Source organism: [Clostridium] fimetarium (genome assembly GCF_900111235.1).
Lineage (GTDB): Bacteria > Bacillota > Clostridia > Lachnospirales > Lachnospiraceae > Clostridium_N > Clostridium_N fimetarium.
This window is the reverse complement of record NZ_FOJI01000014.1, coordinates 1-21,748: the sequence shown is the minus strand read 5'-3', so window position 1 is coordinate 21,748 and position 21,748 is coordinate 1. Positions and strand designations below refer to the sequence as shown.

The following is a 21,748-nucleotide window of genomic DNA, read 5'->3' as shown; positions in this document are numbered from 1 at the left end:
AATATAAAGCAATACAAAGCAATATAAAGCAATACAAAGCATTACCATTACAAAGCAAGGTTAATCAAAGCAGTTCTAAGAAAATCCAATCAAATCCAATCAATTTGAATCTAATTAATCAGGTCAAATCATAATCAAATCAACAAATATAATACAATCATATTAAATCCGCCTAAGTAATACAAATTATTTTCAGGAAAGCTAAAAGTATATGGATAAAAAAATAAAAGATCAATTAAAGGGACAAATCACCGCTTTTGCAAGTCTAGTTATTGTATTGGTTTTGTCCGTGGTGTGTGCATCTATTCGATCAGTATCAATGTCAGTAGCAAAAACAAATGCGAATATAGCTTGCAATCTTTCGGTGGAGTCTGTATTCGCAGAGTATTCAAAACCGTTACTTGATGAATTTGATATACTATTTTTCAAAAAAACAGATCAATTAGAGTATAAATTAAAAAACTATATAGAAGAAAACACAAAATATAGAACAGGCTTTACATCTGAAAAATTGCAGTCACTTAAAATTAATGAAATGATTATGGCTACTGATAATGGTGGTACAGTAATGAAACAAGAAATTCTCGATTATATGAATTATGGGATTCTATCAGAAGCGGCACAGTTAATTATTGGAAGTGAAGAACAGGTGAAAAAGTCAGAAAAAACAAAGGAAATAGTAGATAAAATAAGTCAGTGTGAAGAGTATACAAGCCAAATTGACAGGATTGTATTGCAGCTTATCACTAAAGTTGAAGGTTTGGATACGAATGATTATGGATTTAAATCCAGGCATAACAAACCAATTGCTGTTGGAGAAAACTTCGTAAAAGCGTTATGTATAGGAGGTGTTACTGCAAATAATGTATCAGTAACTGATACCAAGGTATATGACGTATTATATATAAAATACATAAATGCTTTGGAAATATTAACAAATATGAATTTCCACGCAGAATCTATTATTGAAGATGCTAAAGATGAATTGGATGAATCGGATGAAACGATTCAAACGAATGATAATGATATTAATTCCTATGAGTCAGTATTTCTTAGAAATTATGATGAGTTTAATACGTTGATAAGTTCTGTGCTTGAAAAGACGCAAGAGGCAATTGCAATTGCCGAAAGTTATGATAGTGCAATAAAACAGGTAACTAATTCAGTTGATAGCACAAAAAATGATGTTGAAACGAATCGATCAATCATAGGCGATGAGCTAGCCAATAATTTTGGGGAAGATTTATCTAAACTGGGGGATTTCGAAAATGCGCAGTCACGTTCAATTTGCGATGTTAATAACATATTAGGCGCGCTCAAAAGAGATCAAGAAATATTGAATAATGCGCAGAAAATATTCAATTCGATAAATAAGGAATTAAACCAAGAAAATGCGGAACAAGCAATGGCTTCAATAAATAAATGTGTGGATGCTATTTCAAAATTTGACAATACAAAATTGGTTTTTGATTATTCAGGAGTGGATTTTTCTTCTGATTCAGATGGGCTTGGCGCAATAAAAAAAATAATCAGTACGATTAAGGATGGGATGGTGGGATTGGTAGTAGAAGAACCTTCAAAAATCTCACAAAAAAGTATTCACATCGATGACCTAGCATCTAGTCAACAAAACGGTACTAGCAATTATTGGAGCAATATTACAACTGGAGCAAAGGATAATGTACTTTATAACGAATATTTATTTTCAAGATTTAATTCATATACAGATTCATTTGATTCAAAGAAAGAGCCGATAAAAACCGATGATTTGTTAGATTATAAATTAGAATATATATTGTGTGGAAATGATAGTGACTTGGAAAATATAAAATCCTCTATTTTGCAACTCTCACTTATTCGGGAAGGTGCCAATTTAGAATATCTTTTTACAGATAGTGAAAAGAAATATGAAAGTTATGCATTAGCGTTAAGTTTGCTAGGTTTTACAGGGAACTATGCTGTAATTAAAGCAGGACAATATTTGATTATGTCGGCATGGGCTTATGGAGAATCAGTTATTGATATGAGAAAATTATTCCGAGGAGAAAAAGTGGAAGTTGATAAGAATAAAAGTAATTGGACCTTGAGTCTGACAAATTTATTAGCGATGGATTTTACTTCAAACAGTTCCAATGCCGATAAGGATAAAGGCTTTAACTATGAAGAATATTTGAGAGTACTTATATATATGGAAAATCCTAATAATAAGTATTATAAAACAATGGATGCGATGGAAATGAAAATGATTGAAAAAGGAAACAAAGATTTTAGATTAAAGAATTATATATATTCACTCAATGCAACAGCCGTATTTTCGATTAATGGTAAAACAAATTTTTATAATCAAGAAATACAGTATGAATATTGAGAAATTACATTATAAGTATTGAGTAAATAAACTATGAATAATCAAGAAATACAGTATGAATATTAAAGAAATATAAACAGTTATAGAAATATAGCGATATAAAAAAACATCAAAGGAGGTGGATAAATATGTCCTCTTATTACTACCAAAATAAAAATTTCATTTTCAACGATGAACAGATTTTTCTTAAAAAAGTTAATAATATGCCCAATAATAAGAGGATGTATTTGTCTGCCTCCTCAACAGTGGAAGCTTCAATTGTCCTACCGCTGTTCATTTATGCAATTATGACAGTAACATATCTCATTCAAATCGTAGGTCTTCAGGTGAAGGTTCAGCAAGCCTTATATAATGAGAGCCGAAAAATGGCAAAATATATGTATGCCTATGAAATGGTAAATGGTCAAAACACAAGCGAAAAACAAAAAAATGATTTGATAAAAGCAGATAAGGATAGCGATAAAGAGGAAGGGTACAGGACGATTTTAGATAATGGAATAGGAGTCGGAATTGCACAAACATTATTTATATCAGAGCTTGGAACGGATTATATTAAAAAATCTCATATTGTGGGAGGCGTTGCAGGCTTTAATATGATGAATTCAAAAATCATGTCTAACAATAATATGATTAATATTATTGTTAGTTACACGGTTAGAAATCCATTTGATATATTTGGAATTGGAATTATGACTTTTACGCAAAGCGTAAGTACGAATGCATGGCTAGGAGAAACAGATAATGCAGATAAACCGGTGGAACCATCTAATACAGATGAGACCATTGTATATATTACGCCAAATGGAAGTGTATATCATACAAATAGAAACTGTTCATACTTGATTTTATCGATTCATGAAATTCCAGCAAATGAATTGGGAAATCAAAGAAATGAGAGTGGCGGAAAATATTATGCATGTGAGAGATGTGGCAGCAAAAGCGCCGTTGGAAAATTTTATATTACTGATTATGGTGATAGATATCATACAACAGTTAATTGCAGTGCGCTTATGAGAAATGTTATGGCAGTTCGGCTATCTACGGTATTAGACAGAAAACAATGTAGCAAATGTAAGGGGGATTAGTGATGGAAAGTATCATCAAAGTTTTTATATTGAGCTATTTAGCATACCAGACATACAAAGATATTAGGGAAAAGTCAGTATCACTTAAAAGCATTATCATATTTTCACTTGCAAGTGTGGTCATAAATATCTGCATGAACAAGATATCTTTAATTAGTATGTTTTTAGGAATCACGGTAGGATTATGTGTGATCCTAATGGGGAAACTTATGAATGACGGGATTGGTTCTGGGGATGGGGCAGTTTTAAGTAGTATTGGAATATTAATTGGAGGCAAAATGTGCTTGCTTGTTTTTATATTAGCAATTACAATTTCTGCTGCAGTTGTAATTGTACTGCTAACTTTTAAAAAGGTAAAAATGAAGCAAGAATTGCCATTTATACCATATATATTATGCGCATATATGTGCATTTTGATATAAATCAGGAAAGCCTTAATGCGAAAGAAAGCTGAATCAAGCAGAAAAGATTGATAGGAGCGAATATGAAAAATCAAAGACTGAAAGCATCGTATACTGTGGAAAATTCATTTATTATGCCGTTATTTATAATTATTATAGTACTCCTTTTATATGTATGCTTTTATATTCATGATGCAGTAATATTAAAAAATTCGGCATTAAAATTGGCAATTAGAGCTGAACGCAGCGAAGAAGATTGGCAAAGAGCTGAATTAAGGCAAGAAGGAATTGACTATATCAGGGAAAAGACAATATGTACAAAAAATATTAACGTAATTATTGAAAATAATAAAGGTGATATTAAGGTCACATGTACTGGTTACTTTTCATCAGCATTAAAATGGATGAATCAGACAGGACTTTTAAATCAAAGTGCAACTGTAATAAAAAGCAAACCAGAAGAGTTCATACGCATTATTAATGCAGTAGAGGATGTTATAAGGTAAGGAGGAAAATGATCCAAGAAAAATATTTAAGAGATAATAGCAATAATTATATGATTCTTGAATCACCAGAAAAACCTGGCGAAGAAAGTTATCAGATTAAAATGCTTTTAAAAAACACATTAAGCAAGTTCTTACCAGTCAGTCTAAAAAGTATTAATAATAGCCAAAGTTATTGTTACGACATTTCTTCAAAGCAGCCGCTTTCAAGAATGTACGAAGGAAATAATATTAACAATGATGATGTGATAAATATTGCGATGCATATTTCACAGATTACTTGTGTTGTAAATGAATATCTTTTAGAACTAGATTATGTAGTTTTAAATGCAAGATTAATATATATGAATATCAGTGATAAAGCATTATATTTTACATATTATCCATATTACGAAAAAGATTTTGGTGAGTCATTAAGACAATTATTTGAATTCGTTTTAGAACATTTGGATCATAATGACAAAAAAGCAGTAATGCTAACATATGGTATTTATCAAAAGATTCTTCAAAATGATTACAACATAGATAATTTAATTGATAATATATTGGAAGATAACGAAAAGGAAAATCACGAGGAAAACAGCGATCTTTATGAAAATGGAAAATCTTATGAAAATAAGAATCTCAATAGAAAAGAAAATATAAATAAAAAAGATAATATTAATGAAAAAGAAAATCTTGATAATAGAGAAAGTATCAATATAAAAACCAGTCTTAATGGACAAGATATAGATAGTCATAGCAGAAATTCAACAAAGAAAAGCTTGAAAAATCATCATATAATTGAGAGTGTTATGTCAGAAGTTATTGAGGATGAAAAGGAAGTGAGAAATATTAATTTGTTTAATGTTTTTATGGCAGTAAAAGCATTATTTGTAATTATAATGATATTTACCGCATTTAATGTCATATTGCCTAGATATAGAGTGATTAAAATTGGGTTAGTGCCTGCGGCCATACTGATAGCATTGGTTTTGATAGCCTATAAACTAGTAGATATATTTTATGAAAAAAATAAGTCCTGTTTTACTAAGATTGTTAAAAATAAAGAAGAGGTTGAATATGCTGTCTCAGTAGCAAAAATGGATACTATTTTTTCAAATATATATAAGGGTGTTACTGACAAATTAAACACAAAAGATCAGGCAGAGTACGCTTGTACGCAATTGCTTTCAGATTTTTTGAAAGAGTCAACGTTATCAATAAATTGCAGACTTCTTGCACAAGATGATTCAAGTAATGAAAAAGAAATAGCGATAAGAGAAACCCCTTTTATTATTGGTAGTTATACATCAAAATGTAATTATGTATTAAGTGATAAATTAATTAGTAGAATGCACTTAAGATTCACAAAAGAAAAAAGTAGTGGAGCATATTTTGTGGAAGATCTTAATTCCACGAATGGAACATATATAAATGGTGACAAAATTGAACCAAATCAAAAAGTACAGATAAAAGATTCGGATATATTGAAGATAGCAATTATGCAATATAGATTTACGATAGATTAGATTGTAAATCCTTTTGTAATATGATATTCTTTGAGTAGAAATCGACAAAAATTTGGAATTTCAAATATTTTTAGGAAGGTCAATTACAATATGAATATTAATATTTATTATGGTGGAAGAGGTCTAATTGATGACCCAACAATATTTGTAATTAATAAAATTCAGCAAATACTAGTAGAACTTAATGTAAAAGTTGAAAGATATAATTTACATGACTTGAAAAGTACAATTACTACCCTACCTCAGACATTAAAGGAAGTGGATGCTGTTATATTAGCAACAACGGTTGAATGGTATGGGATAGGCGGATATATGCAGATGTTTCTTGATTATTGTTGGCAATATGGTGATAAAAGTAAGATAGGGGAACTCTATATGTTTCCTGTTGTAATGGCTAAGACTTATGGGGAAAGAGAGGCGTCTCTTACACTTAGTAATTCATGGGAAATGCTTGGGGGAAAGCCAGTGAACGGATTAAGCGCATATGTTGATGAAACGACAGATTTTGAATTCAATGGCGACCATATTTCAATTATAGAAAGGTTTGCAGAGACAATATATAGAACGGTTACCCAGAAGGTTAAGCTATTGCCATCAAGTAACAATACAATTAAGCAGTCGATAATGAAAGACACAATTAATCTTACTCCTCAAGAGAATGAACAGCTTTCTAAGTTTGCATCAGATGAGACATTTGTTCAGACACAAAAAAAGGATATAGAAGATTTATCAAACTTGTTTAAGGAGATGATGAGTGATAAAGAAAATGGTGGGGATGATTATTATTTAGCTTCTCTAAAAAGCAAATTTGCACCAGTATTAGATTTCTCAGGAACTTATATGATTATGATAAGTGATAAGGATAAAAATATTTTGATTACAGTAGATGGCAGTGCAATATCAGTTGCTTTTGGAGATAATGCTGAAGCTGATGTGATTGGAAAAATGAGAAAAGAAATATTTGATAATATTATTGCTGGAAGAATGACATTTCAAAGAGCATTCATGACAGGAGATATGACTGCAAAAGGTAATTTTAAAACGCTTAGAATGCTCGATGAAATATTTAAATTTTAAGTGAATATAAGCGCATTATAATGGTAAAGTAATTGTTACACAAGTATTTTCATCTGAAGCTATGTTTAGGTTGCCACCGTGAGCTTTCACAATCCTATTTGCTGTAGATAGGCCGGTACCAACATGATCGGTTTTGGTTGTGAAAAATGGTTCGGTGACATTATGTATAATAGTACTATCGATTCCGACACCTTCGTCTCTAATTGTAATAGCGACGGAGTTATCTATAATATCAGCAATAATGGTAATTGTATCATTATCAGAGGTTGCCTCGAAAGCATTTTTCATTATTTCAATAAAAGCAAATTTCAGTTTAGAATAGTCTCCATTAATTTCGGGAATATTGCTGGCTATATCATAATTATAATTTCTAATACTATTATTGGTATTTGACTCGTATAGGTCATCCATAAGATCGGGAATGGTCCATAATAGATCCTGTAAATTCATAGGTTTCAATTCAATAATGGCACTATGCCGATATAGGGCTTCTTGGTCCATAAATCGCGCTAGATATGCAACTGAACTTTTAAGCTGCGGCCATAAGTTAAAGTCAGCTGTTTCGGGGTGTTGACTTTCAATAAACTGCGATGAGCTACTTGCTATAGAAATTATATTTTTCATTTTATGTGAAACATTGGACATTGTAGCAGATGCATTTTGTTGTATTCTTTCAATTAAACTGTATATTTCAGGGTCTTCCTTTTGCACCTGTTTTAACAACAGTATGTCTTTTTCACTAATCATAAGTGACTCCTCTCGTATAGACAAGATATCAATATAAGCTAAAAATAGTATTGATATATGCTTGCTTCTAAGCTATTATATATGTTAATGAGTATACGCTTTATGTAAAATTATGTAAATAAAAGGTTTGCGACATATTTTGACATATTATAAAAAAATTAATTGAAAATTGTTGTAAATTGTTATAAATTAATATTTATTGTTTACATTATAAAAGGAGTTTGACACTCAAGTTAATTATTCTATTATAAATAAGTGGATAGGAGAGAAGGATATATAATGAGAAAAGATGATTGTATTTTTTGCAGATTAGCAAATGGAGATATTCCTACAAATGCGCTTTATGAAGATGATATTGTGAAGGCTATTTTTGATTTATCACCCGCATCTATGGGACATATAATTATTTTGCCCAAGGAGCATTTTGATAATTTATATTCGATTGACGAAGAAACTGCAGCACATGTATTTAAAGTGGCAACAAGACTTGCAAAAGCGATTAAAGAGGCGCTAAATTGTGATGGTATGAATATTTTACAAAACAATGGAGAAATAGCAGGGCAGACAGTGTTTCATTTTCATATGCATATTATTCCAAGATATTTAGGGGATAATGTTAAGTTTTCTTGGAATCAAGGAAAGATTTCTGAGGATGAAATAAAAGATTTGAAAAAGAAAATTCAGAATAGGTTCAAGTAAAAATAGTGATGAAAAGTATTTGCAAGAATATAAGCTGGATATTATAATTATATTCAATATTATATTCAATACCAATTTTATTGCGTAATTTTATGGTATTATAAATTGATTCATATATTTATGAAATAGGAGGATTTTAGATGATACAACTTAGTAAAGGCGGAGCGTATCTTATCAATGGAAATGAAGTGATTGAAGATGGTGCAGATATAGCTGCTATATTAAAGAGCAAATTAGGTGAAAATGTACCTTCAAAGAAAGAAGCTGCTAAAAACACATTAGCTTATGAAATTTTAGAAAAGCATAATACGTCAGGAAGTATGGACAAGTTAAAGGTTAAATTTGATAAATTAACCTCTCATGATATTACTTTTGTTGGAATTATTCAAACGGCACGTGCATCAGGGCTCGAAAAATTCCCGATTCCTTATGTACTTACTAACTGCCATAATAGTTTGTGTGCGGTTGGTGGAACGATTAATGAAGATGATCACATGTTTGGACTTACATGCGCTAAAAAATATGGTGGAATATATGTACCACCTCATCAAGCAGTTATTCATCAGTTTGCAAGAGAAATGCTTGCAGGCGGTGGCAAGATGATCCTTGGTTCAGACAGTCACACGCGTTATGGTGCACTGGGTACAATGGCAATGGGTGAAGGTGGACCAGAACTCGTGAAGCAGTTACTTGACAAAACATATGATATTAATATGCCAGGCGTTGTTGGTGTATATATGACTGGTGAACCAATGAAGGGTGTAGGCCCTCAAGATGTTGCACTTGCAATTATTGGAGAAGTATTTGGTAATGGCTATGTTAAGAATAAAGTAATGGAATTTGTTGGACCAGGTATTTCTAATTTAAGTGCCGATTTCCGTATTGGTATTGATGTAATGACAACAGAGACAACATGTCTTTCCTCTATTTGGAAAACGGACGATAAGATTAAGGAATTTTATGACATTCACGGAAGAAGTGCAGACTTCAAAGAACTAAATCCAGGAAATGTAACTTATTATGATGGAATGATTTATGTTAATTTAAGCGAGATAAAACCAATGATCGCAATGCCATTTCATCCAAGTAACACATATACAATTGAAGAGCTTAACGCTAATCTTTTGGATATATTGGATGAATGTGAGAAAAAAGCGCTTGTAAGCTTAGGCGGTCAAGTTGAATACAGCTTAAAAGATAAAGTTAGAAATGGTAAGTTATATGTTGAGCAAGGTATTATCGCTGGATGTGCTGGCGGTGGATTTGAAAATATTTGTGCAGCAGCTGATATTTTAAGAAATAAGAGTATTGGCAATGATGAATTTACGCTTAGCGTATATCCTGCAAGTACACCAATATATATGGAACTCGCTAGAAATGGTGATTTAGCTGATTTACTTGGAACGGGTGCAATTGTTAAAACTGCATTTTGCGGGCCATGTTTTGGAGCCGGAGATACACCTGCTAATAATGCATTTAGTATTAGACATTCTACTAGAAACTTCCCTAACCGTGAAGGGTCTAAGCTACAAAATGGACAAATTTCTTCAGTTGCGCTTATGGATGCGCGTTCAATTGCAGCGACTGCAGCGAACAAAGGGTTCTTGACATCAGCTACAGATATAGATGTTGAATATAAAAATCCAAAGTATTTCTTTGACAAATCAATTTACGAAAATCGTGTTTTTGATAGCAAAGGAATCCCTGATCCAGATGTGGAAATCCAATTTGGACCAAACATTAAGGATTGGCCTGAAATGTCAGCACTTACAGATAATTTAGTATTAAAGGTTGTTGCAGAAATCCATGATCCAGTGACAACAACAGATGAATTGATTCCATCGGGCGAAACTTCATCATATCGTTCAAATCCACTTGGACTTGCGGAATATACTTTATCTAGAAAAGATCCAGGATATGTTGGCCGTGCCAAAGAAGTTCATGTTGCTGAAAAAGCCAGAATCGCAGGAGAAAGCCCTGAAGAAGCATTTCCAGAAATCAAATCGATAATGGATAAAATCAAAGCGAGTTATCCAGATATCAATAATACGAATATTGGAATTGGAAGTGCTATTTTCGCAGTAAAACCAGGCGATGGATCAGCACGTGAACAAGCAGCTTCCTGCCAGAAGGTTCTTGGAGGATGGGCGAATATTGCAAATGATTATGCAACAAAGAGATATCGTTCAAATCTTATTAATTGGGGCATGCTCCCATTCCTTGTAAAAGCGGGCGAACTTCCATTTAAAAAGGGTGATTACTTGTTTGTACCGGGAATCAAAGAAGCGGTTAAGAATAAAAACGATTCAATTAGAGCTTTTGTCGTAGGGGATACACTTAAAGAGTTTGAACTTAAGTTAGGTGAACTTACAGATGATGAACGAAAGATTATTCTTGAGGGATGTCTTATTAATTTCTACAGAGAGAATAATTAATACGTGACGTAATTAGGAGGATGGTTGTATGGAGGAACAAAATATATTGACATGTGATATTATTTGTCTTAACCAGATCAAATCTGATATTAAGGAGCATAATATTGCAAAAGAAAAAATCGAACCTGTTAAAGTAGCAGTCAAAGATCTTGAGAAGAATATTGAATCTTTAGAAAAAGCGGTTAGAGACGAAATTGAATCTACACTTAAGACAAGACGTGAAGCTGTTGCATCAGGGTTTGATAAAGAAATTGAAAGTGACCAAGAAAAGTTAAAGAAGATTCAATCAGACAGGGATAAAGCAAAGTCTAAAGGTGTAAAAGAGAGAATTTCAGTTGAAACTTCATCGCTTAGAGAAGATAACAAGGGTATGAAGGATGAGATTAAGGCGGCTTTTAAAAGCAATAGAATCCCAAGATTTTGTAATAGCCGTCTGTTTTTGGCATTGTTTATGACTAAAGGGTTTAAAGATGCTTTTATATGCATAGTAACATTTCTAATAACATTTTTAGCGGTGCCTTCAGCTATCTATTATTTCGTTCCGAATATGCCGGACTGGAGTTTGATCTTAATATATATTGTGCTTGTAGCGATTGTGTTTACAATATATAAGCTAATTAGCGAGAAAATTAAGTTCCCTCATTTAGAGGTTATTCAAGGGCTAATTAAAACAAAAGATAGAATAACTGAAAACAAGCGAAAAATCCGTAAAATTGTGCATGCTATTAAAAAAGATAAAAATGAAGAAATGTATGGTCTAGATAAGTTTGACGAAAAGATTAATATTATAATAACGGATATAGAAAAGTTTGAAGCAAAGAAATCTTTAGCACTTGAAGACTTTAATAATTTGGTAAAGCCTAATATTATTGCAGAAATCGAAGGTAAAGATAAAGAACGTATAATAGCTTTGAAAGTGGATTTAGAGAAAAAACACTCATTACTTACAGAAATGGAAGATAAAGTTAAGGAGCAAAGAATCTATATTGCATCTAATTATGAAGCCTATCTTGGAAATGAATTTGCTACGCCCGACAAATTGGAGGCACTTGCAGAAATAATGAATACTGGCGGTGCCGAAACAATTGGAAAGGCAATAGCGGTATATAAAACAAAAAAATAATAAAACCCAAAAATGATAAAACAAAAATACAACTCCCAATAATACAACCTAATATAACAAAAGCAATGATGTTAATTTAATGAGTTAATCAATGCTTCAGAAATAACATCAGCCAAAGTCATAATGGTAGAAAGCCTGGTAGTCTGTAAAAGCAATGTATCCATTGCCCCAGAAAGATTAACAATCCCAGTAATATGGATATCTCCGACTTCTGGCAGTTGTTTTTTAACGCCAAGTCCGGGCTTAAGGGCACCAGTACCAAGCGTAATACAGCCAATATGATCCTTCTTACCAAGGGAAGCATCAATGGCAATAACATAAGGGTTATTATACAAATTATAAATCTCGTCAATTGTTGCGTTAAGATTCGTAGCATGGACGGGATTTTTTAATGAACCATATATGGTGACGTTTGTAAGTCCACTTTTAATAAGCTTATAGCCAATTAACGGGCCTAGGCTGTCTCCAGTAGAACGATCGCTTCCTATACATAGAACAATTACCTGTCTATTTCCAATGATTTCAGGGTGAACAAATTTAGAAATTTGAGAACTCATTTCCCTCGGTGTCTCTGATAAGTCTGAATTATAATAAAATAACATAGAGTTTATATCCTCTCCTATAAATTTTATAGTTTTTAAATGATTATTAACATATTTATTGAAAAAATATCATTTCTATGTATATTGTTGTTTACAAAAAAGGATAAAAAAAACTATATTAATCAATAAAAAATGAAAACTTAGCACATCTTTAAACATATCTGATATATTCTGTATATTTAAGTCATAAAATTCTTCTTTTCTACTGACATAAAACGATAATTTTCTAAAAATGCATATGCTAATATTACGGTATTGAAGTGCCCAATATACTTATTCAGGAGGGAAACGTAGTATGATAGAAATAGTTTGCAATGATGGGGAAAAAAAGAGTTTAAATGAACAACAAAATATTAAAAGACCAAAAAACATTAAGCAAATAGGGGATATGCATTCAAATAAAAAAATTTACATTGAGGATTATGTATTTACATATATTAATTCGATCGCATACGAAGATTCGGACAAGCTAAGAGTGGGGGTGCTTTTAGGAGAGTCTAAAAAGTCAGGTGGAGAAAGTTATGTATTTATTAAAGGTGCAGTAAAAATTGAAATAGATGAAGATGAAAATCGAATTACATTTAGTGAAAATGTATGGTCTCTGATATATGAAGACATGGAAAAATATTTTCATAATTTAGAAATTACTGGATGGTTCGTAACAACACCAGATGTAACGTTGGATTTCATGTCAAATCTTGAAAAGATACATTTAGACAACTTTGCAGGAAATATGAAGGCCCTATATTTGGTGAATACGTCGGAAAAAGAAGAGGATTTTTATTTTTATGAAGGAAAATGCTTGAAGAAGCAGAGTGGATATGTATGTTTTTATGAAAGAAATAATGACATGCAAGAATATATGCTGGCTAAGCGCACAGGTAAAAGTGTTGATCCTATGGTTGAAGATGATGTCATTCATAATTTTAGGACAATTATTGCAGAAAAAAAGGAAGTTGCTGAGCAAAAAAAAACAATGTCACTTATGTATGGGATAAGTACGTTTATGATAGTTGTAGTTTTAGTGATTGGAATTAATATGATGAATAGTTACGAGAAAATGCGAGGGCTTGACGTAACATTAAATCAAATAGTGCAGCAAGTTGCTAATATGAACGTAAAATCAACAACTTCGATAGATGATGAGACAACAAGTACCACTGTGAAAAAGATTGTAGGAGGCGTATATCCAACAGAAGCGCAGACGCAGGTATCGGCAACGGTAGCGGCAACTCAGGCGCAGACGCAGGCACCAACAAGCAGTACTCCAGTTGATGTAAAGCCGGTAGCTAGCTATATTGTACAAAAGGGTGATACACTTATGAGCATCTGCAGAAAAATATATGGAGATAGTCTAAGATATAAAGAGATCATGGAGATAAACAAAATTGATGACCCAGACAAAATATTTATTGGCCAAGAGATAAAACTTCCTTGAATAATTTAAATAATACTGTATAATAAAGTCAGTATGTATATAAGAGGAGTGTCTTGTGGCAGATATAAAACATTATCTTCAAATTAAAAAAAATATAGAAAATAAAAAAGCAAAGAATCCTAATCCTAGTAATTCGTCTAATGTGGTTAAAGGAGTTTTTAAGGATTATAATAATAGTTTTAATGGCAGAGATGATGACGATGATGATGATGATGATGATGATGGGTTACATAAAAAGATTCATAACCATAGAATTAAGATAGCGATAATAATTGGAATATGTGTAATTGCGTTTATAGCAATCGCTGTAATCGTGGCGGTTAGCCTTGATAATATCAAATATTCCGGTTATACAATAATCAAATCAATTAGCAAAGATGACACGGAAGCGGCACAATATATTGATTATAATAATGGATATATTAGGTATAGCAATGATGGTATCTCATGTTATACAAATAAAGGTGAAGCAATTTGGAATCAGACGTATCAGATGAAAGCGCCACAAGTCAAAATATGTGGTAAATCATTAGCGATAGGTGATCTTAATGGTAGCAGCATATATATCTTTAATGATAAAGGTTTTCTATACAATGTAGATACTTCATTGCCGATATCACAAATCGAGGTATCGATTCAAGGCCTTGCAGCAGCGGTACTCGAGGATACCAATGTGAATTACATTAGGTTGTATAATACAGATGGTTCAATATTGTATACCGTAAAGACAGAACTAGCCCAGAATGGATATCCACTTGATATAAGCATGTCGGATGATGCGACGAAACTAGTGGCATCATATGTGTTGGTGAATGGAGATTCAATTAAAACCAATGTAGTTTTTTATAGCTTTTCGGATGTAGGGGAGAACGAGACGGAAAAGGTTGTTGGCGGATTTAACCAGTATGATAGCACATTAGTTCCCAAGGTGAAATTTATAAATGACACATGTGCAGTAGCTATTGGTGAGAATGTTTTGAGTATTTATAAGATCAAGGAATATCCAACTCTTTTAAAAGATATTAAGGTAGACAGCGAAATTGAAAGAGTCTTTATGAGCGATGTTTATATAGGCCTAGTCTTAAAAAATAGTGATGCTGGTGATGTATATAAGATGCTAGTTTATAATATAAATGGAACTCAAGCATTTGAGACAACATTTAATACTGAATATAATATAATTAAGTTTGATGGAAAAAGTATAATAATGTATAATGATACAACGTTTACATTAATGAATATAAACGGGAAAATACAATTCGAACAGTCTTTTGATTTACCTATAAAGTCCATTCTTTCACTTGGATCAAAGGGTGATTATATGCTTATAAATTCAAAATATATACAAGAGATAAAACTAAAATAAACTTATAAACGGAGGAAATAGTATGAACTGGGTTTTAGTTGGCGTAATAGTAGTACTTGGATTGAATGCATATTTTGGATTAAAAAAGGGAATGGTTAGGATTATTCTTTCTTTAGCAGCGATGATAGCTACCATTTTGATTACAATGGCATTGACACCAATCGCTAGCAGTTTTATTAAGGATAATACGAACTGGTATACAAATATTAAAAATGCTACATATCAGACGATGCAACGAAATAATACCGTTGATGATGCTTTTCAAGAAATGGGTAAAACACAAGATATAACAAAAATCACTGATATTAATCAATCTAGTACAAGTATGCAAAATGTTTCAAGTCAAGTGATAGACAAACTTAAGGTTCCTGAAAGTTTGAAAAATCAGATACAGTCTAAAATAAATATTGAGAAGTATGTAGGACAAGGAATCACAACAGTCGAAGATATGGTGGCGAATGCTTTAGCGGAACAAGTATCTTTGATTATTTTCAATATATTAGTATTTGCTGGTATATTTATAGTAGTGTATATTATTATGCAGGTAATTATTAGAGTGGTTGATATAGTAAGTAGGCTTCCAGTTCTTAAACAGATTAACAAAACAGGAGGCTTGGTTTTAGGCTTAGCAAAAGGACTAATTGTTGTTTGGGTATTTTTTATTGCAATAACAATATTCTGTGATACAGAATTTGCACATACAGTATTTGCATATGTTAATAGTAATTCATTTTTAGCATTCCTTTATAACAACAACCTTATCTTGAAGCTTATATTTGCTATTATTTAATCTCTGCAAATAATATATTGCTGATACGATTATGATAAAGGAGTGTAAAACAAAAGTGAAAACAGAATTGACACAATATGATACACCGATACACAGAGCTTTAGAAGAGCAACGCTTAAATAGGCTTGCTCATTTTGACGTGCCTGGCCACAAAGGCGGAAGAGGAAACAAAGAACTCCGCGAATTTCTTGGTGCAGAATGTATGAAACTTGATATGAATTCAATGAAACCGCTTGACAACCTGTGTCATCCTGTTTCGGTTATTAAAGATGCGCAAGAGTTAGCGGCACAAGCATTTGGCGCAGACGAAGCTTTTTTCATCGTAAATGGAACAACAGCAGCAGTACAAGCCATGATAATGTCAACAACAGAAGCTGGTGACAAGATAATTATGCCACGCAATGTTCATAGAAGCGCAATTAATGCATTGGTTGTAAATGGAGCAATTCCAGTATATATTAATCCAGGCGTGAATAAGAAACTGGGTATTCCGCTAGGAATGTCAGTTGAAAGTGTGAAACAGTCAATTAGAGAGAATCCAGATGCAAGGGCAATTCTTGTGAATAATCCAACCTATTATGGAATCTGTTCTGATTTAAAAGCGATAGTAGAGCTAGCACATGAGAGTGGAATGCTTGTTTTAGTAGATGAAGCACACGGTACGCATTTCTATTTTAATGACAGAATGCCTATTTCTGCAATGGCAGCAGGTGCAGATATGTCTGCAGTCAGTATGCATAAAACAGGAGGATCACTTACGCAGAGTTCGATTTTACTTACTAAGAATACTGTAAATGCTGATTATGTTCGTCAGGTAATCAATCTTACGCAAACCACAAGTGGATCATATCTTTTGTTATCATCACTTGATATAGCAAGGAAGAATATGAGTCTTAATGGGCAAGTACTGATTGATAAAGCCATTGAATTTGCTACTTATGCAAGAGAAGAAATAAACAAACTTGGTGGATATTATGCATTTGGTGAAGAATTAATTGATGGCGATATGATTTATGACTTTGATACAACGAAACTTTCGGTTCATACACGCGATATTGGTCTTGCAGGGATTGAGGTTTATGATTTCTTAAGAGATGAATTTGGAATTCAAATTGAATTCGGTGATATCGGAAATATACTTGCAATAATTTCTGGTGGTGATAGAAATCTAGAAATAGAACGTCTTATATCAGCACTTTCGGAGGTTAAAAGACTTCATGAAAAGGATAAATCCGGTATGTTTGATCATGAATATATCACTCCAGTAGTAGTTATGGGACCACAAAAAGCATTTTATAGTTATAAAGTTTCTTTGCCAATTCAAGAAAGTGACGGAAAGATCTGTGGAGAATTTGTTATGTGTTATCCACCTGGAATTCCAATTCTTGCACCTGGCGAGATGATAACGAAAGAAATTATTAAATATATCGAATATGCAAGAGAAAAAGGTTGTATTTTGACTGGTACTCAAGATATGAATGTTGAAAATATTAACGTGGTAGATACGGCAATATAGCATGAAAGGAAAATAGGTGAAGAATATGGAACTTTGGTATACAGACCAACATACAAAGGATGTCCGCTTTTCTATGAAAATCGAAGAACAGATTGCAAGTTGCGAAAGTGAATTTCAAAGAATCGATATATTAAAATCATGTGAGTTTGGTAAAGTTCTTGTTCTAGATGGAGAACTTATGATTACTCAAAAGGATGAATTTATATACCATGAAATGATATCTCATGTGCCAATGGCAGTTCATCCCAATGTTAAAAATGTACTTGTAATTGGCGCTGGTGATGGCGGAACGATTAGAGAGTTAACAAAATACGATACAATAGAACGTATCGATATGGTAGAGATTGATAAGATGGTTACGGATATGTGCTTAGAACATTTTCAGGAAACCTCATGCAAGTTAAATGATAAAAGAGTTCATATGTATTTTGAGGAAAGCTTAAGATATGTAAGAATGAAAAATGATGAGTATGATTTAATAATAGTAGATTGTGCGGATCCATACGGGCCAGCAGAAGGCTTGTTTACTAGAGAATTCTATGGTAATTGTTTCAAGGCACTTCATGATGATGGTATACTGATTAACCAACATGAGAGCCCATATTACAGTGAGCATTCTAGGACTGTACAAAAAGCACATAATCATATAAAATTAGTGTTTCCTTTCAGTACGGTATATCAATGTCATATTCCATCATATCCATCGGGACATTGGCTGTTTGGATTTGCATCAAAAAAATATGACCCAATTAATGATTTAAATGAAGAAGCATGGAATAAATTAGGAATAAAAACCAGATATTATAATACGGATTTACATAAAGGCAGTTTCTATTTGCCAACATATGTGAAAGAACTACTTGGAACGAATGAATAATAAAAAGAATGAATAATAAAAAGAATGAATAATAAAAAGAATGAATAATGGAACGAATGAGTAATGAAAAGAATGAATAATAAAATAAAAGAACATTAAGAAACGGAGGAAATTAAGTGGGAAGAGCTTTAATAATAGGCGCTGGCGGAGTTGCTGGTGTAGTGGTTCATAAATGTTGTCAAAATTCAGAGGTATTTGAAGAAATATGTATAGCAAGCCGCACCAAATCAAAATGTGATGCTTTAAAGGAAAAACTTGATGGTGGAAAAACACAAATCACAACGGCACAAGTAGATGCAGATAATGTTTCAGAACTTGTTCAATTAATTAATAGTTACAAACCAGATATCGTAATGAATATTGCGCTTCCATATCAAGATCTTACAATTATGGACGCTTGTCTTGAAACAAAGACCAACTATATGGATACGGCTAATTATGAGCCACTTGATACTGCAAAATTCGAGTACAAATGGCAGTGGGTATATAAGGAAAAGTTTGAAAAAGCTGGAATCACAGCACTTCTTGGATCAGGATTTGACCCAGGTGTAACTGGTGTATTTTCAGCGTATGCTGCAAAACATTATTTCGACGAGATAAGTGAAATAGATATTTTGGACTGTAATGGTGGCGAACATGGCTATCCATTTGCAACTAATTTTAATCCAGAAATAAACATTCGTGAAGTTTCTGCAAAAGGTAGCTACTGGGAATATGGTAAATGGATTGAAACAGAACCAATGGAGATTAAAAGAACATATAACTTTGATGAAGTTGGCGAAAAAGACATGTATCTTCTTCACCATGAAGAATTAGAATCGCTTGCCATTAATATTAAGGGTATTAAGAGAATCCGTTTCTTTATGACATTTGGACAAAGCTATCTTACACATTTAAAATGTCTTGAAAATGTAGGAATGACATCAATCATACCAATTGAATATGAGGGAAAACAGATAGTTCCGCTTCAATTTTTAAAGGCAGTTCTTCCAGATCCAGCGTCACTTGGTCCAAGAACGAAAGGCAAAACCAATATCGGATGTATTTTCACAGGAAAGAAAGATGGTAAGGAAAAGACATATTATGTATACAATGTATGTGATCACCAGGAATGCTATAAAGAAGTCGGCTCACAGGCGATTTCATATACAACAGGCGTGCCAGCAATGATTGGTGCTATGATGGTGATGACTGGAAAATGGGATGCACCAGGTGTATATAACATTGAAGAATTTGATCCAGATCCATTTATGGAGGCACTCAATAAATGGGGACTTCCATGGAAAGAGAACTTTAGACCGGTATTAGTCGATTAAATATAGGTGCTCCCCTTGTGGTAGACAGTTAAAACAATAAAACTGTCAACCATAAGGAGGAGCATTTTTAAACAAAATATACTATAAATAATGTTCCTTGACAAACAATTAAGTTTATTGGAAAATTATTATAAGTAATACTGAATCTAATTATTGGTTTAGATTAATAAATAAAATGCTAAGGAGAAGAATACAATGCCTAATCAAATAGATTTTTCACAAATTAAAACACCTGCATATATTGTAGATGAGAGATTGCTTGAAAGAAATTTGCAATTACTTAAAAATATAATGGATAGAACTGATTGCAAAATATTGTTGGCTCAAAAAGGATTTTCAATGTTTTCTTTATATCCTATGATAGGAAAATACTTAATTGGAACAACAGCAAGCTCGTTATATGAAGCAAAGCTTGGAAAAGAAGAGATGGGTGGAGAGACTCATATATTTGCACCTGCATATAGAGAAGAAGAATTTTCTGAGATTTTATCATTATGCGACCACATCGTTTTCAATTCTCTTAAACAGTGGATTTATTTTCGAGAAAAAGTGCAACAAGCGGATCAAAATGGCAAAAAGCATACGTGTGGAATCCGAATCAACCCGGAATATGCAGAAGTTGAACATGAGATATATAATCCATGTTGCGAAGGTTCCAGACTTGGAACAACACTTCTAGATTTTCAAGAGGCACTAGAGGAAAATCCAGACGCATTAAATGGAATAGATGGTTTGCATTTTCACGTAATGTGTGAACAGAATTCGGATACATTAGAAAGAGTGTTAGATCATGTAGAAGAAAAATTCGGTAAATACATGTATCAGATGAAATGGATTAATTTTGGCGGAGGACATCATATTACAAGAGCGGATTACGACATAGAACTACTTGTAAAATGTATTAATAGAGTACAGAATAAATATGATGTTGCAGTATATCTAGAGCCAGGGGAAGCGGTAGCGCTAAACACCGGATATTTAATAGCATCAGTAATGGATATAAAAGGGAACGCTGCAATAATAGATGCGTCTGCAGCATGCCATATGCCAGATGTGCTTGAAATGCCATATCGTCCGGAAATAATTGATGCAGGCAAGCCAAACGAAAAGAAGTACACTTATAAGCTTGGTGGAAATACTTGCCTTGCAGGAGATATAGTAGGCGAATACTCATTTGACAAGCCATTAATGCCGGGTGATAAGCTCGTATTTTGTGATATGGCACATTATAGCATGGTAAAAAACAATACATTTAATGGGATTAGATTACCGTCAATTCTTTCTTATAATGATATAGAAGGAATTAAGATTATAAAGGAATTTGGTTATGAAGATTTTAAGGAAAGACTGTCATAAATTATGAGATAATTGTTAAACTATAATGCTGGTAGAAATGAAAATGCAGTTTTCAGAAACCGATCACTTGGGGGAGTCTGTATAAACTGGCGATTAATATGAATTTGGATGAGTGGAAAATTGTGGAATAAGATATACAGACTTAAGTTTATAGCATTCAATAAATAGACCATTTTGAAAGGTGTTATGAAGTCAGGTAATATACTGTTTACCCAATAAACATCTACCTTATAAGAAATTTTGGATACAAATTATTACTCTTTTTTTAAATCTAAAATATGTAAAATGCAGCTGACAAATCAAAGAAAAAATAAAAAGAATAAAAAAGGCGAAAAATAGTGTTGACAAAGTGGGCTCAGAATGATAAGATAACCAAGTCGCTGTAACACATGGCAACACACAAACAATACTCGAAGGCGCATAAATACTGGATTATTCGGTATACGAACCCAAGAAAAAGTTTGAATTGAACATTGATAACTAAATAGTAAAACAACCTTGAAAATTCTATAAAAGAATTTCAAAATAAACGAACGGT

The 21,748-nt window shown here is 32.5% G+C and carries 18 protein-coding genes; 16 read left to right on the top strand and 2 right to left on the bottom strand.

What is annotated here, in order from left to right; genetic code table 11:
- Positions 1 to 211 precede the first annotated feature (211 nt).
- The 6 genes from BMY18_RS15890 to BMY18_RS15865 all read left to right on the top strand — a co-directional run bounded on the left by BMY18_RS15890 (position 212) and on the right by BMY18_RS15865 (position 6,945).
- On the top strand, positions 212 to 2,368 hold the full coding sequence (locus tag BMY18_RS15890; protein ID WP_092455845.1) for a DUF5702 domain-containing protein: 2,157 nt from the start codon (positions 212 to 214) through the stop codon (positions 2,366 to 2,368).
- A 128-nt stretch (positions 2,369 to 2,496) separates the two neighbouring features.
- Complete coding sequence (locus tag BMY18_RS15885) at positions 2,497 to 3,453, top strand: hypothetical protein (RefSeq protein ID WP_092455843.1); 957 nt, start codon at positions 2,497 to 2,499, stop codon at positions 3,451 to 3,453.
- A gap of 2 nt (positions 3,454 to 3,455) precedes the next feature.
- Positions 3,456 to 3,875, top strand: a complete 420-nt coding sequence (locus BMY18_RS15880) for a prepilin peptidase (protein WP_092455841.1) — start codon at positions 3,456 to 3,458, stop codon at positions 3,873 to 3,875.
- A gap of 62 nt (positions 3,876 to 3,937) precedes the next feature.
- Entirely contained in the window at positions 3,938 to 4,360 is a 423-nt protein-coding gene (locus BMY18_RS15875) for a hypothetical protein (protein WP_092455838.1), read from the top strand.
- A gap of 8 nt (positions 4,361 to 4,368) precedes the next feature.
- Positions 4,369 to 5,868 carry a DUF6382 domain-containing protein gene (locus tag BMY18_RS15870; protein ID WP_092455836.1) on the top strand — a complete coding sequence of 500 codons (1,500 nt, stop codon included), beginning with the start codon at positions 4,369 to 4,371 and terminating at the stop codon, positions 5,866 to 5,868.
- A 90-nt stretch (positions 5,869 to 5,958) separates the two neighbouring features.
- Positions 5,959 to 6,945 carry an SCP2 sterol-binding domain-containing protein gene (locus BMY18_RS15865; protein ID WP_092455833.1) on the top strand — a complete coding sequence of 329 codons (987 nt, stop codon included), beginning with the start codon at positions 5,959 to 5,961 and terminating at the stop codon, positions 6,943 to 6,945.
- 15 nt (positions 6,946 to 6,960) lie between these two features.
- Here the strand turns inward: BMY18_RS15865 and BMY18_RS15860 are convergent, their stop codons facing one another.
- Complete coding sequence (locus BMY18_RS15860) at positions 6,961 to 7,692, bottom strand: sensor histidine kinase (RefSeq protein ID WP_092455831.1); 732 nt, start codon at positions 7,690 to 7,692, stop codon at positions 6,961 to 6,963.
- Positions 7,693 to 7,971: 279 nt separating this feature from the next.
- Between BMY18_RS15860 and BMY18_RS15855 the strand changes: the two genes are divergently transcribed.
- The 3 genes from BMY18_RS15855 (at position 7,972) to BMY18_RS15845 (ending at position 11,949) form a co-directional block, all read left to right on the top strand.
- Positions 7,972 to 8,391: an HIT family protein gene (locus BMY18_RS15855; protein ID WP_092455830.1), complete on the top strand. Its 420-nt coding sequence runs from the start codon at positions 7,972 to 7,974 to the stop codon at positions 8,389 to 8,391.
- 140 nt (positions 8,392 to 8,531) lie between these two features.
- Entirely contained in the window at positions 8,532 to 10,826 is a 2,295-nt protein-coding gene (locus BMY18_RS15850; protein ID WP_092455828.1) for a hydratase, read from the top strand.
- A gap of 28 nt (positions 10,827 to 10,854) precedes the next feature.
- On the top strand, positions 10,855 to 11,949 hold the full coding sequence (locus tag BMY18_RS15845) for a hypothetical protein (RefSeq protein ID WP_092455826.1): 1,095 nt from the start codon (positions 10,855 to 10,857) through the stop codon (positions 11,947 to 11,949).
- A gap of 71 nt (positions 11,950 to 12,020) precedes the next feature.
- On the opposite strand, the gene yyaC is transcribed toward BMY18_RS15845, so the two are convergent.
- A complete protein-coding gene (gene yyaC / locus BMY18_RS15840; RefSeq protein ID WP_092455824.1) occupies positions 12,021 to 12,551 on the bottom strand; it encodes a spore protease YyaC in 531 nt (176 codons plus the stop codon).
- A gap of 295 nt (positions 12,552 to 12,846) precedes the next feature.
- Here yyaC and BMY18_RS15835 point away from each other — a divergent pair, with 295 nt between their 5' ends.
- The 7 genes from BMY18_RS15835 (at position 12,847) to nspC (ending at position 21,210) form a co-directional block, all read left to right on the top strand.
- Positions 12,847 to 13,989 carry a LysM peptidoglycan-binding domain-containing protein gene (locus BMY18_RS15835; RefSeq protein ID WP_092455822.1) on the top strand — a complete coding sequence of 381 codons (1,143 nt, stop codon included), beginning with the start codon at positions 12,847 to 12,849 and terminating at the stop codon, positions 13,987 to 13,989.
- Positions 13,990 to 14,044: 55 nt separating this feature from the next.
- Positions 14,045 to 15,355 (top strand): DUF5711 family protein, encoded by a 1,311-nt coding sequence (locus BMY18_RS15830; RefSeq protein ID WP_092455820.1) that lies wholly within the window; start codon positions 14,045 to 14,047, stop codon positions 15,353 to 15,355.
- Positions 15,356 to 15,377: 22 nt separating this feature from the next.
- On the top strand, positions 15,378 to 16,145 hold the full coding sequence (locus BMY18_RS15825) for a CvpA family protein (RefSeq protein ID WP_092455819.1): 768 nt from the start codon (positions 15,378 to 15,380) through the stop codon (positions 16,143 to 16,145).
- 55 nt (positions 16,146 to 16,200) lie between these two features.
- Complete coding sequence (locus BMY18_RS15820; protein ID WP_242941059.1) at positions 16,201 to 17,661, top strand: aminotransferase class I/II-fold pyridoxal phosphate-dependent enzyme; 1,461 nt, start codon at positions 16,201 to 16,203, stop codon at positions 17,659 to 17,661.
- A gap of 25 nt (positions 17,662 to 17,686) precedes the next feature.
- Positions 17,687 to 18,538, top strand: a complete 852-nt coding sequence (gene speE / locus BMY18_RS15815) for a polyamine aminopropyltransferase (protein WP_092455816.1) — start codon at positions 17,687 to 17,689, stop codon at positions 18,536 to 18,538.
- Between the two features lie 116 nt (positions 18,539 to 18,654).
- The gene (locus BMY18_RS15810; RefSeq protein WP_092455814.1) at positions 18,655 to 19,854 is read left to right on the top strand and encodes a saccharopine dehydrogenase family protein; all 1,200 of its coding nucleotides are present in this window, start codon (positions 18,655 to 18,657) and stop codon (positions 19,852 to 19,854) included.
- A 195-nt stretch (positions 19,855 to 20,049) separates the two neighbouring features.
- Positions 20,050 to 21,210: a carboxynorspermidine decarboxylase gene (nspC, locus tag BMY18_RS15805; RefSeq protein ID WP_092455812.1), complete on the top strand. Its 1,161-nt coding sequence runs from the start codon at positions 20,050 to 20,052 to the stop codon at positions 21,208 to 21,210.
- Positions 21,211 to 21,748 lie beyond the last annotated feature (538 nt).